The 13,004-nt window shown below is 44.3% G+C and carries 10 protein-coding genes; 7 read left to right on the plus strand and 3 right to left on the minus strand.

Translation table 11 applies throughout. From position 1 onward, the window contains the following. The first annotated feature begins 197 nt into the window (after positions 1–197). The 5 genes from RRU94_RS15375 (at position 198) to RRU94_RS15395 (ending at position 2,729) form a co-directional block, all read left to right on the plus strand. Positions 198–602, plus strand: a complete 405-nt coding sequence (locus RRU94_RS15375) for a hypothetical protein (protein WP_315695461.1) — start codon at positions 198–200, stop codon at positions 600–602. Positions 603–1,076: 474 nt separating this feature from the next. Further along, complete coding sequence (locus tag RRU94_RS15380) at positions 1,077–1,493, plus strand: DUF2512 family protein (protein WP_315695981.1); 417 nt, start codon at positions 1,077–1,079, stop codon at positions 1,491–1,493. Between the two features lie 310 nt (positions 1,494–1,803). Further along, a complete protein-coding gene (locus tag RRU94_RS15385; RefSeq protein WP_315695463.1) occupies positions 1,804–2,028 on the plus strand; it encodes a hypothetical protein in 225 nt (74 codons plus the stop codon). A 148-nt stretch (positions 2,029–2,176) separates the two neighbouring features. Next, positions 2,177–2,389 carry a KTSC domain-containing protein gene (locus RRU94_RS15390; RefSeq protein WP_315695465.1) on the plus strand — a complete coding sequence of 71 codons (213 nt, stop codon included), beginning with the start codon at positions 2,177–2,179 and terminating at the stop codon, positions 2,387–2,389. An 85-nt stretch (positions 2,390–2,474) separates the two neighbouring features. After that, positions 2,475–2,729, plus strand: a complete 255-nt coding sequence (locus RRU94_RS15395) for a DUF2188 domain-containing protein (RefSeq protein ID WP_315695983.1) — start codon at positions 2,475–2,477, stop codon at positions 2,727–2,729. A 48-nt stretch (positions 2,730–2,777) separates the two neighbouring features. On the opposite strand, the gene RRU94_RS15400 is transcribed toward RRU94_RS15395, so the two are convergent. Genes RRU94_RS15400 through RRU94_RS15410 form a run of 3 tightly spaced genes read right to left on the minus strand, consistent with a single transcriptional unit; the run spans position 2,778 to position 8,232 of the window. Continuing rightward, on the minus strand, positions 2,778–5,096 hold the full coding sequence (locus tag RRU94_RS15400; protein ID WP_315695467.1) for an S-layer homology domain-containing protein: 2,319 nt from the start codon (positions 5,094–5,096) through the stop codon (positions 2,778–2,780). A 17-nt stretch (positions 5,097–5,113) separates the two neighbouring features. Further along, positions 5,114–6,535 carry an S-layer homology domain-containing protein gene (locus tag RRU94_RS15405; protein WP_315695469.1) on the minus strand — a complete coding sequence of 474 codons (1,422 nt, stop codon included), beginning with the start codon at positions 6,533–6,535 and terminating at the stop codon, positions 5,114–5,116. Positions 6,536–6,561: 26 nt separating this feature from the next. Then, a complete protein-coding gene (locus tag RRU94_RS15410; RefSeq protein WP_315695471.1) occupies positions 6,562–8,232 on the minus strand; it encodes a hypothetical protein in 1,671 nt (556 codons plus the stop codon). 218 nt (positions 8,233–8,450) lie between these two features. Here RRU94_RS15410 and RRU94_RS15415 point away from each other — a divergent pair, with 218 nt between their 5' ends. Next, positions 8,451–8,921, plus strand: coding sequence for a chemotaxis protein CheX (locus RRU94_RS15415; RefSeq protein ID WP_315695473.1), 471 nt, complete (start codon positions 8,451–8,453; stop codon positions 8,919–8,921). A gap of 313 nt (positions 8,922–9,234) precedes the next feature. After that, positions 9,235–12,858: a dynamin family protein gene (locus RRU94_RS15420; RefSeq protein ID WP_315695476.1), complete on the plus strand. Its 3,624-nt coding sequence runs from the start codon at positions 9,235–9,237 to the stop codon at positions 12,856–12,858. Positions 12,859–13,004: the final 146 nt, after the last annotated feature.

A 13,004-nucleotide genomic window follows, 5' to 3' on the forward strand; every position in this document is an offset into this window, starting at 1 on the left:
ACCAGCGGCGACCGGTGTTTTGATCGGCATGGATTTGTGCAAATTAAAACAGAAATCAACAGCTGTTTAAGCCCAAATGAAGCAAAAGCATCGGATAAAGCAGAAATAGTGACTCGATTAATTCGTTACATACATTGGCAGGGCATTGACAGCTGTCTCTACCTGAGAAAATGACAAAATAAAGGAGAAGTTTTAATATGGGGAAAAAATCATTGAACATTTTAATCACGGAGCATCGGGCAAAACAGAAGGAACATCAGGATAAGGTAGTCGCTCCGCCGGAACTAAAAGCCAGTGCAAAAGAAATCTTTGAACGGGCGAAAGCGGAAGCTGCTGCGGATTATGAGGAGAAGCTGCCAGCAGTTCTTGCAGAGATTGAAGCCGCAAAAGCCCATTATCTTTATGCTATTGCGTCTTATTCAGCATTGAAAAAGAGCGTTAATCAAAAGATTATCGAAGCCGGACGCGAAATTGGACATGATTTTCAAGCGCTGGACCTGCCGAACCTGCGCGATATTGCATGGTTTTGCCGTGACCATGATCAAGCGGACGGTTCAAAGTATACCGTATTTGAAGACGAAATCAGAAAAGCAATCCAGTGATAATTCGGTACGAACCGCAGCATTAAGTGCAATTGATTGAAGATATCAAGGGAAATAATGCTTTTATTTGGACATTGAAGCCGCCGTTGTTCACAGCTAGACTGTTGTAATAAAAGAATCAGTATATCTTCATGAGGAAGCAAAAATCAAAATGTGCAAAATTCAACTTTAAAAAAAATTGAACTGTGTTTAACTGATATGTTTATATGACAGAAGCAGGCAGTCTTTCTGCCAGCTGGAAATGTAAAGATTATGCCATTCATACCTACAGTATTGTCTATTATACTTCATGCAGCGCAGGACTCATTTCGGTTCATTTTACGGCAGAAGATCTACGCTTATATAAAGCATTAAAAGAAAGATAACAGCTTAATGACAAAATATTGCTTCTTTACATAAATATTAAAAAACATGAACTCCATGTTTATTATTTCTATAGAGGGTATTAACTGAGCAATGAAGAAAAAGGAGGAAATGTTTTTGGATCACGTTAAAGCGATTATCATTAAGTTTGTGATGATTGCAATTGTACTGGGGATCGTGCTTACTGGATTTTACCAGGGAGAACTCAGTGATACACTCCTCATTAGTGCTGTTCTTTCAGTTGTTGCATATATCATCGGCGATTTGCTTATATTCCACAAAGAAGGCGATGATTATGAGCGTAAGGAAGATCACGTTCAAAGAAACGTTCTTGCTTCTGTGTCAGATGCGATACTAGCTTTTTTTGTTGTGTCGCTTATGGGCAGATCACTTTTAATTAACGGCGGGGATGTTTTAACAGCGGCGTTTATCTCAGCGATTCTTGTAGCAGCTGGTGAATGGTTCTTCCATAAGTACTTAGACAATCATGTGTTTGACGATGAACACGCTCACAATCATATAAGATAATGATGAAATCAAAAATAGGCGTATGTTGAATAAGTCGACATGGCTGATTAACAAAAAACTAAATAACAGATCACTTTGAGCGGCCCCGTGCGGGCGGCTCGTTTTTGCTTTTAAAACAAGCAAAAACAGAAGGTGACAGCGAGGAGAATATGTAGAATGAAATCAGCCGCTGGTGAAACAATAACAGCATCAGGTGTTAAGCGCTGGAAAGAGCAGTACGGCAGAAGATATTATTGTATGATATACCGAATCAAGCAGGCAGCTTTACGGCGTGCTGGCTTATTGAAATTTAAAAAAGGGGGAGAGATAAATGGAAATTTTGTATACGGGCGAAGAAATGGTCATTAAAGGTGACGAAGCTTTACTGGCGAAAATTAAAGGGAAGAGTCTGGATGGTATCGATGTAAGCGGCATTCGTGCAAATGCTGACGAGCTGGCCAAGTTGTTTGACGCAGCCCGCGCCGAAGAGTCTGTAGAAAGCATAGGCCGTTACGCTCTGCTGAAAGAAAAATACCTGGCAGCCTACAACGCATAAAGAGCGGTCCTGAGCGGATGGCTCTTTTTTATATGGAACGGTAAGAGAAGCCGCTTTTTTGTTTAAACAAAACGTTAAAAAGGAAAGTCTAAAGAAAACAATAGCGTTTATTTAAGATGAAAAAAGCAAGAGGGGGGAGGCAGAGAAAATGGAAATGGCCAATGTCTTTTCTTCTCATTTAAAACGAGTCGGATACAATCCTTTTCACCAAATTCTTCGAATCGAGTTTCAGGACCAAAGTATTTATGACTATGAAGGGGTGCCTGAACATATTTACAGAAGTTTAATGAGAGCAGATTCACACGGCAAATATCATGCCGCGTTTATTAAAGACCGTTATAAGTACAGAAGAGTTTGGTGACGGGGAGAAATATTTTGTGTTTTTAAGCTGATGAACCGGGTAAAGATACCGTGATACAAATACCGTCTCAAAAGGAGGATTCCTTATAGCTGAGAACCATAGGCGCAATGAATATTTTGAAGACCGGGCTGGTACAGACGAGGCGAGATTTCATGTTGTTCCTCACGGTGATGGTGAATGGGCTGTGAAAACAGAAGGGAAAGACGAACCCAATGACACGTTCGGTTCAAAATCCGAAGCAGTAGATGAAGCGAAAAAAATGGCAGAAGAAGCAGGAACAATGGCTATTATTCATGACGAAGATGGACAAATTGAGAAACAGCATAACTTTCAAAGCTGACAGCAGTCCGCAAAAAAGGATGCCTCCATCAGGAAGGCATCCTTTTTATCATTTTAATATTATTGGGATCGTCCGGCTGCCAATCAAATTGCCGTCTTTATCAAAGGCAAGAAAAGTACCTTCGTCTTCTAATGCTAACGGATCAATTTCGGACCTGTCTTTTTTCAAAGCGAAATACCGCTGTCCTCTGTAGATCAAGTCATAATCCACGTCTCCGTCCGCTGCGTGGAAGCGGACGATAACACGCTCGACCTCACTGCAGCCTTCGTCAATAAACGTATCCATATAAAATGTATCCTCGGTCAGGCGAAGTGACGGCGAAGCAAAAACCATGCCAGACGGGGAACAGCCAAGATAAAGCTCGCCGCAGGACAATTCATTTAAAATCGTCTGATAAGCCGTGCTGATCTCACTGCTTTTTTCTACATGAAAATAGCGGCCGCCGGTTTCCTGTGCGACTTGCTGCAACAATGCTTCATTGAGCTGCTCTTTTGAACCGAGCCCAACAGTATAAACTGTGATACCTTGTCTTTTGGCTTCAGCTATTTGGTTAAGAACCTGCTGCTTATTCGATTTTCCATCTGTAACGAGAATGGCTACCTTTCTTGTGCCGGCTGTAAATCGGCTGAAGGCTTCATCCATCCCATCGGCAATATTAGTGCCGCCTGATTGAAAAACATATTCTAAGTAAGGACTTACTATTGTTGAACTATCAGGCCCGCTTAAATATCTGCCCTTATGGTTAAAATCTACAGCGGTATTATTCAATGCATTTAAAGTTTGCATTAATTCGCGTGACTTAGACACACGCAGCCGTTCGGGATCGCTTCGTTTCATACTGCCCGACGAATCAATAATGAAGGCCACTTCCAAGTTTTCTCTTGCACATCCTTCAATGGTTGAAAGGCCTGGATCATATAAAATCGATGTGCTGTGTTTTGCTGACTTAATTTCACTGTTTACTGCTTGATATCTCGAATCCATTTGAACCAATTCTGCATAAATGGTGTCTTCAACTGGTGAAGAAGAAGACAGTGAAGTCACCCATGCGGACGCGGTTCCGTTTGAGAATGAAACATTGCTCGCTGATAAAAGAGCGCCTTTTGCTGAATAAAAGCGGACCTGTCCATTGTAATCGGAGATAATCTGTCCGCCCGGCTTTACGATTTTCGCTGTTACGTATGCCGTTGAATTGCCGTTTGCTGCAATCTTAGACTGGCTTGAAGATACTTGCAGCTCGGCTTTTGGCACATAGGACAAATCAACTGTAACCGGCGTCCTGTAGCACGCCATTCTTTCATTTACCGAGGTTCCTTCAGTAGCTTGTAATGAAATAGTGTCGTTTTTTCCTGTTGTTAAAGCAGGTGCTGTCACTTTTACCGTTACGTCCGGACCGTCAGTCTGTACGTAAGAGGATGAAGAAGCGGCCGAATAGTAGGGTTCTTCAGGCCAATGTTCGTACTCATAATAGTCTTCATTAGAAATCATGCCGCCTGATTTTGACGAAGCTTGAAACGAAAGAGACTCATCATAAGAAATAGGGTTGCCATAACAGTCTTTGAGCGACAAGGTAATGAACGTTGAATCAATGCCATTGGCAATGAGCGTTCTTTTTTCGATATCTGCTGCCTGAAGACGCGAGTCGCCAGCAGGAGATCCGCCTGATGGCGGTGTTTCTCCTTCAGACTCTGGAAAAGTGACTGTTCCTTCCGGGAGAAAATTGGCAGGCAGCGGATATTTACTGTTGTCTTTACCTGAAGGGCTGGTGTTCAGGCCTTTCATTTCACATTTGCCCTGCTTAGCAAGGCGATGCAGAAAAACAGCTGCTTCGGCGCGGTTTAGTGACTCGTCCGCTCCATAATCTGCAAAGTTTTTAATGCCTGTTTTTCCGCTTGAAAGCTGATTTATATACATATATTGAACAGCATGATACTCGTTTAAGTCGAAACCATGAAAAGCCGCCACGATTCGGGCAACCTGCCCGCGGGTAACAGGCTTGTCCCGAATTGTTGAATCGCTGTAGCCTTTAAGCGGAAGATGCTTGCTTTTGGCATACGCATATTGCGTAGCGGCCCAGTGACGGTCGCCGGGCTGGCTTTTCGGCCATGGATCACCCGAGCAGTCATACCGGGTCAGCATGACGAGAAACTCCGCTTCCGTCAAAGTCCGTTTTGGTCCAAATGTTCCGTTTGAGTATCCGGATATAATCTTATTTGTATAAGCCCAGTTAATAGATGTATAGGCCCAATGCTTGGAGCTGATATCAGAAAAAGGGACGGCTGCTTGTCCGGATCCGGATGAAACAAGGCCGATCATGAAAAAAGCTAACAAGAAAACGAATCGTTTTGTTTGAGTGAATACCTTCATAAAAGCCACCTTTTTGCTTATTGGAAAAATAACATATCATCCCGATAATTCTGCTTTAAATCTTTTTCAAGAAAATGAAGAAATCGAATGGTCAGAGCAGATGCTTCTGCTCTTGTCATCGGCTTGGTCGGGTTAAAACGGTTGTTTAAATCACCATACACAAGACCGATTTCCGTAGCTACGTATGCACTGTCCTTGGCCCATTTTGGAATAGAGGAATCATCCACGTAACCAGTATGGTAACCCGGATCTGGCGCACGGTGCTCAAGACCAAGGGCACGAATTAAAATGGCCACTGCTTCGGCCCGGGTAAGTGCGCTGTTTGGGCTGAACTTTGTTGCGCTGTATCCTTTGGAAATCCCTTTTGCTACGGCACTTTCGATGTATAAATAGTCTTTTTCCTGCGGGTCAAGATCAGTGAAAATCGCTTTTCTCGGTGTTTTTTGTTTTTTCGGCTGTTCCAGGACACGGATATCCGCCGCTTTCATGACCCCGACAATAAATGGATAACGGTTCATTTGTGTGCCTGGCGAGAAGAAGGAACTTGAATCATCAAATACACCGAGGGCATAAAGCTGTTCAATATTTTCCTTTGCCCAATGTCCATTTAAGTCACGGAATTTGGGCACAATCAGTCGTTCAACTAACGGAACTCTTTCCTGGCCGACTTGAACGGTTTTTTCAATACTGCTGCCGAGAAGGGTATAGGCATATTCACCGATCATTGACTGCTCGCTAATACGAGCGTAGCCGCCGGTGAAACTTGATAGGTCCGGATCATGCGGTTCATATTGCAAAAATTTCGTTTTACTGTCGGATACTTTGCTCGTTACAAAAAAGGTACCTTCATTCGTTACAATCTCGGAATCGATAATTTGCGTTTCGGTTGCGCCCCAGAAATTCTCATAACCGACATTTTTGCCGTTGAAATGAATGGTAACAAGCGCTCCATTGCTTTTTAGTTTATACGTTTTGCGCCCAGCCATATTTCCGGAATAGTAGTCTGAAGCAGGGCGATTATCGGTAATGGTCCCTTGCGAGAGCTGATAATCATCCAGTGTATATGTTTCACTGCCAATCGTGATTTTTTCAGAGTAACTTTTAACAGATGTTTGAGAGGTTGTCTGGCCTTTTTCTGTTTTTACATTCATATTCGTCACGTAAGAAACACTGCGGGTCAGCTTATCTTTATCTCCCGGGCCTGTTAAGGTGTAACGGTACGTTTCAGTCCGCTGAGTGGCAGTTTCACGCTCGGAGATCGTTACTTTCCCGCTGAACTGAACAGGCTCGGCAGAGACAAATACATATTCTTCATACGCATATTCATTGTACACACCGCCATTATAATCAAGCGGAGCGGCCGAGGCGGCTCCGGAAAAAAGAACAAAGGCAGCTAAAGAAAACAGAACTGCTGCGGTAAAAGCAAATAGCTTATTCATCGAAACATCCTTTCATTGAAAAATCATTAATTAACAAGAATAATCCGTCCTTTTACAACAGACTCGTGAACGATATACAGCCGGTCATGGATGTTCAATTCATCTGCTGAAATCATATGTCCATCACGGATAAAGGTCGTTTGCTGAATGTCCATATTTTTGATCTGGCCTGCTTCATCCCAGGCACCATTAACGATCCGGCTCACATTTCGGACATCTATTTTTATAGGTTCCATTTTTTCCGGATCATCTTTTGAGGCTTCATAGGTGATTTTCTCTAAACGGCCAACTGAAATAAGTGGCGCCTTGTCTTTGCCTACAAGATGCATGCCGACAATGTGGCCGTCTGCTACATAAAAGTATCCGTAAGAACCGAGATGCTCTCTTACTTCATCCTGCTGTGGGACAATCTTAAGGACACCTGAACCAAAATCATGAACAGCTGCTGTATCATTACTGAATGCAAGAGAAGGGCTTAAAACAGATGTCCATCTGTTTTCTAATAGTTTTTGTGCATTGGATAAAGTCAGCTGGTAGCCGTTTGTCCAATGGATACGACCAAAATAAAGAGCATGATTGACAAGATTCGGACTTTCAAAGCCATCGTTCATAATATGGATAACGTTCGCATATTCGCTTTTTTGCCGCCCGTCTGTTGCAACAAAAGCAGCTCCCTTAAACGGCAGGCTGTTGGGATCAACAATGCGCCCGTTTCGAATAAGAATTGTGCCTGTATGATACGAAACAGAACCTGATTTTTGAAGGGTCAGCTTTTTTTGAGCCAGAGTGACAGAAGAAAGAGGCTCATAAAAAGTTCGCTCATTGTTTTTCCTAATTACAATTCGTTCTACCACTTCCTTATTAAACTGCCGCACGGTAACAAAATACGCTTCATTGTTTTGATAATAGCGGGCTTTATCAATGGCAATCGGCTGATTGCCGATATAAATTGGCGTTTTCGCTGTGTATGTATAACTCGTCTGGCGTGGAAGTTTGTCATCCCATTTCCAGTCTTTAAATGTCGTTTCATTCTTAATCGTCAGTTTACGGCGAATCGGATCTATCGCTTGAATCGTTCCTTTGACTAAACGCTCGATTTTGATTCCTTGTGTATTGACATCAATGGACTGTATATAGGAAGTATTATAAGAAGAAAAGGTTAATTTCACCCTGTCACCTTCATATAAAACACTTAAGTCAACAAGGGTGGTTCCTTTGTAAACTTCTGTCTGGCCGTTAAGATAGTATGTTTTGGTTTGGCCGTTGTCGAAACGGATTGAAAGAAACTCTCCATTCGGGTCGATCCGGTTAATAGTGCCGGTGACTGCTCGATCGCGGGTGTCAATGGCTCCGGGAGCCTCATAAGACTTGCCGCTCATTGATTTAATCCGTCGAAGGTTCACAGTCGCTTCGATGGCCATCCCCGTTTTAAAAGCGTCAATGGTCACGCCGATTGAATTAACAGACAAGGCCGCTGTTGAATCGATTGCCCATGTGGCGGTTTTTCCCTGATCATTTTGTATAATTACCCCTGTGAGCCGTTTTTCACTTGTCTCATCGTCAATTTGCACATACTCATAGACTGCTTCCACAAAAGTGCCTTTTACAACCGAAGCCGCATTGGCTGGATGTACAAAAAGCCCATTTGCAGCAAAGCAAATCAGGAGGCTGTAAAAAGCCAAAAAAAAGAAACGCATGCTAAATTCCTCCAAATTATTAAGATATAATGACTAGATGAATAGTATATAAGTAGTGTATCGTCTTTTTTTTCCAAAAGTTAAGATGATGCACATTATTTTTAAAAAATTGTCTAAACAAATAAAAAAGTAGACCGATAGTACTAATGGATTATGAAAAAGTGATGAAATATGGCTTTTCTTGTGAAATAAAAAGAAAACACGGGGGTGCTAAAGTGGTGCAGACACAACAAGATCAAAATACGATTATTAAAGAAGTGCTTAACTGCGCAGTAGAATCAATTAAAGGGATTGTTCCATTAGAGCTGACGGTAGGCCGGCCGACGCTTTTAAACGGATCTTTTAACCACCATGCGATTGGTGTGTTTATTGGCATTACCGGTGATCTGCCAGGCCGTATTATTTTAGACGGACCGGAAAATGCGTTTGCCTGCCTTGGTGAGAAAATGTTTGGTATGCCGATTGAAGGTGAAATGGTGGAGTCCTTTGCGGGCGAAGTCGTAAACATGATTGCTGGGAATATGGGTGTGGCACTGGCTGCAAAAGGAATCAAGATCGATATTACACCGCCAACGATCATTGTAGGCGATTCGAAAATTTCAGGATTTAAACAGGCCATTGAACTGCCGCTTTCGTTTAAAGAAGCAGGCGATTACCGGCTTGTGCTCAATATTGAAAAAGGTGCTTAAAGAAGCACCTTTTTTTTGTTGAGTTCTTTTTTAAAAGGTGATAACATATAAATGAGGATGAAAATTATTATCAATTAAGAAAGTGGGCGTTTGCATGATCTGGTTATTTGTTACCGCAACAGTCGTTACATATGGCGGTGTGATGAAATATGTGCTTGATCATACTGGAAAAGGAAGCAAAGCGCTTGTCTTAAAAAAATAAAGTGGCAGAGGGTACAGAAAACCGGCAGAAGCTGGGCTCTGTATCCTTTTTTATTGGGCCAAAATCGTATACAATAAAAAGAAAACGCTTTGCATCGAAAGGAATGTTCATATGGGAACGCAAACAGCTGAACGGACACTGGAAGGGATTCGCATACGCACCGCCGGTTTGTATGAGCAGTTTTTACATAATGGGGACACGGAGCGTGCTGATAAAGCCGCTTTGTTTTTGCGCAAGCTGCATGAAAAAGAATTGATTGTAGCGTTTTGCGGGCATTTTTCAGCTGGAAAATCAACGATGATTAATGAACTGACAGGAGAAGCGCTTCTGCCATCCAGCCCGATCCCGACGAGCGCCAATGTCGTGAAAATCAAGCCGTCTGAAGAAAATTTTGCGAAAATTCATTATCATCACGGGCGTCCGCTTCTATTCAAAGCGCCTTATGATATGAAACATGTTAAAAAGTTCGCCAAAGATGGCGATGAAGTGGCTTCAATCGAAATCGGGCATGCCGGCTCCAGCCTGCCGCCGGATGTAACGGTAATGGATACGCCCGGAGTAGATTCTACTGACGACGCTCACCGCATTTCCACGGAATCTGCGCTTCACTTGGCTGATATGGTTTTTTATGTGATGGATTACAATCACGTTCAATCCGAGCTTAATTTCATTTATACGAAAGAACTTTTGTCACATGGCGTAAAGCTGTTTTTAATTATTAACCAAATTGATAAGCACAAGGAAGAAGAATTGTCGTTTGATGCATTCCGCCAGTCAGTGAAAGACTCGTTTGCGACGTGGAATGTAGAACCGGAAGCGTTTTATTTTACGAGTCTGCGCAACCGTTCCCTTCCGTATAACGACTTTGAGAAAGTGCAGGCACTCATTCAGGACAGTATCCGAAATCGGGAGCAGCTGGCGGAGCAGTCAGCGGAAACGATGATGAACCGACTGGTGCATGAGCATATGGAATGGCTGGCCGAGCAGCAAAAACAAACGGCAGAGCCGCTCGAAGCGGTTGTAGCCGAAGCAGGCTCCCAGTCGATTGAGGAAAGAGAAGCAGCCATCCGCTCAGAAATGGAAAAGCGGGACGCCTCTCTTTGGCTCAAGCAATATGAAGCCAACCGTGACGATGTATTAAAAAATGCGATTTTAATGCCGGCTGCCACACGTGAAAAGGCGCGCAGCTATCTTGAATCAACCCGTCCGGACTTTAAAGTCGGCTTGTTGTTTGCGAAAAAGAAAACGGAAGAAGAGCGGGAGCAGCGCCTTCGTTTATTTGTAGAAGATATCCAAAAACAAACGGAAGCGCAGCTTGAATGGGCCATCCGCCAGGTAAGCGCGGCCTGGGTGAAAGAAAGCCGTCTGGACGACCCTGCACTTGCCTTGAAAGCAGAAGAGCTTTCCGTACCGGTAGATGCCTCTTTGGCAGTGGATGCCGTAAAGCCGGGAGCCGGTGTAACGGGAGATGCCGTTTTGAATTATGCCGAGGATGTTGCGTCTCTTGTGAAAAAGCGGGCGCGTGCTGTGTCAGAGGCGTGGAAAGAAGAAGCAGCGCCTGTCCTTACAGAGCAGTTCAACAGTGAATATGGGCAATATGAAAAAGAGCATAAAGTGTGGGCAAAGCGGCTGCAGGCAAAAGAAACGCTTGAGGAGCTCCAAAAGCAGCGGGAAGAAAGAGAAGCACTGCTTCGCCGCATCGTATCCGAAGAAGATCCGATTCTGCCCCGTATTGTACAGACACTGCAGGAAAAGTGGCAGGCAGAAGATGCAGAAGCGGTTTTATATGACGGTGTGGAGCAGTGGCAGACAGAAGAACGAAGCAGTGTAGAGTTCATTAAGGCGTCCGAAGGGCCTCAGCTTCAGGCAGCAGGCGACAAAGAAGCGGTTGTAAACAGGCTGCGCCAAATGGCAAAGCGCCTTCATCATATACCGGGATTTGCCCGGTTTGTAGATGGTGCTCTGCAAAAAGCCGCCCGTCTTGAAAACCAGACGTATACCATTGCCCTGTTCGGCGCTTTTTCGGCCGGAAAATCATCGTTTGCGAACGCACTGCTCGGTGAAAAGGTACTGCCGGTATCGCCCAACCCGACAACGGCTGCTGTGAACCGTATTCACCCGGTAGACAGTGAGCATCACCACCGGACAGCCGATGTGCACTTAAAGCCGGAAGAAATGATGCTTCAAGACGTTAATGCCTCTCTTGGCCTGTTTGGCCGGAGTGCTGCGTCTCTTGAAGAAGCGGTTCAAATGGTGCCGGATGTTCTCGCTGCGAATGAAGGAGAAGGAAAAGAAAAAATTCACTTATCTTTCTTGCGGGCTTTTTCAGCCGGCTTTGACGATTATAAGGGACAGCCGGATGGAACGCTGCGCGTTGATCTTGATTTGTTCCGCCAGTTCGTAGCCGAAGAGCAAAAAAGCTGTTTTGTAAATTCGATCGATTTATATTATGACTGTGATTTTACACGGCTTGGCATTACACTAGTAGACACGCCGGGAGCAGACTCAATCAATGCCCGTCATACGGGTGTGGCATTTGAATACATTAAAAATGCCGATGCGATTTTGTTTGTTACGTATTACAATCATGCTTTTTCAAAAGCAGACCGCGAGTTTTTAATTCAGCTTGGCCGTGTAAAAGATGCGTTCGAGCTTGATAAGATGTTTTTTGTGATTAACGCGATCGACCTGGCAGCAGACGAAGAAGAACTAAACGATGTAAAAGCGTATGTTCAGGATCAGCTGCTTCAGTATGGAATCCGGTTTCCAAGGCTGCATGGTGTCTCGAGCATGCTGGCGGTTGAAGAAGCTATGCGCGGCGAGTGGGATCATCCGCAGTCAGGCATGAAGCCATTTAAAGAATCATTCCGTGCCTTTTTAACGGGCGATCTTGCCCAGATGGCCGTTCAATCTGCTGAAGCGGAAGCCGAGCGGGGTGTCAGCCAGCTTCAAAAGCTGATTGCCGCTGCCAAAGAAAGTGTCCATCAAGGAGAGCAGAAGCGGGAAGAACTAACAACGAAGCAGGCCCAAATGATCGCAGCGATCGACGCTGAGACAACAGAGGTAGAGGAAAAACGGCTGGCGCAGGAGCTCGATGAACTGGTTCATTATGTGAAGCAGCGTGTTTTTTACCGGTTCTCAGATTTATTCAAGGAATCGTTTAATCCAGCTACGCTGAGCGGCCAGAACGAAACGAAAAGGGCACTCCAGCGGGCACTCGCAGAACTGCTTCAATCAGTCGGCTATGACCTTGCGCAGGAAATGCGTGCTACATCCATCCGCGTAGAAAATCATGGCGCGAAATTGATGCAGGATAAGCAAGTGCGGCTAACAAACAAAGCCAGCATGATTGAACCGGAACTGCTGCTCTCAAACGTTCAAACTGGAAAGCTTATCGTACCCGATTTTAAAACAGCTTTTGAAGATCAGCCGCTTGAGCCGTTTTCCGGTACGCTGTCCCTGTTTAAAAATGCAAAAGCCTTTTTTGAGAAAAATGAAAAGCAGACGATGATGCAAAAGCTGCAGGAGCAAATCGAGCAGCTGGCAGACGGCTACTTATCCGAACAAAAAAGCCGGCTGTTAATGAGTGCAAACCAGTTTATTGATCAGGAAACCGAGGAACTAAAACAAGCGATGCTCCTTGATGTAACGGAGCAGTTTGACGCGTGGCTTCTCCTATTCGAACAAACTGGCAATATCGAAGAGTGGGAGCAGGTTCTTCGTGACATTTCTTAATTCACGGTTTCACGCCTGTGCCACGTGCCGGCATTTCGAAGCCTCACGACAGCCGGGCGGAATGAAGTATACATGCAGCCGGCTCGGGTTCGAGACGAAGCCGGATTACCGGTTCGACTGCTGGGACCCGAAGGAGCATGTAAAAA

Origin of the sequence: Domibacillus sp. DTU_2020_1001157_1_SI_ALB_TIR_016, from assembly GCF_032341995.1 — a bacterium.
Classification (GTDB): Bacteria; Bacillota; Bacilli; order Bacillales; family Domibacillaceae; genus Domibacillus; species Domibacillus indicus_A.

Coding starts and splice junctions, on each gene's coding strand:
- RRU94_RS15375 (WP_315695461.1), top strand. CDS start 198: ATGGGGAAAAAATCATTGAACATTTTAATCACGGAGCATCGGGCAAAA.
- RRU94_RS15380 (WP_315695981.1), top strand. CDS start 1,077: ATGTTTTTGGATCACGTTAAAGCGATTATCATTAAGTTTGTGATGATT.
- RRU94_RS15385 (WP_315695463.1), top strand. CDS start 1,804: ATGGAAATTTTGTATACGGGCGAAGAAATGGTCATTAAAGGTGACGAA.
- RRU94_RS15390 (WP_315695465.1), top strand. CDS start 2,177: ATGGAAATGGCCAATGTCTTTTCTTCTCATTTAAAACGAGTCGGATAC.
- RRU94_RS15400 (WP_315695467.1), bottom strand. CDS start 5,096: ATGAAGGTATTCACTCAAACAAAACGATTCGTTTTCTTGTTAGCTTTT.
- RRU94_RS15405 (WP_315695469.1), bottom strand. CDS start 6,535: ATGAATAAGCTATTTGCTTTTACCGCAGCAGTTCTGTTTTCTTTAGCT.
- RRU94_RS15410 (WP_315695471.1), bottom strand. CDS start 8,232: ATGCGTTTCTTTTTTTTGGCTTTTTACAGCCTCCTGATTTGCTTTGCT.
- RRU94_RS15420 (WP_315695476.1), top strand. CDS start 9,235: ATGGGAACGCAAACAGCTGAACGGACACTGGAAGGGATTCGCATACGC.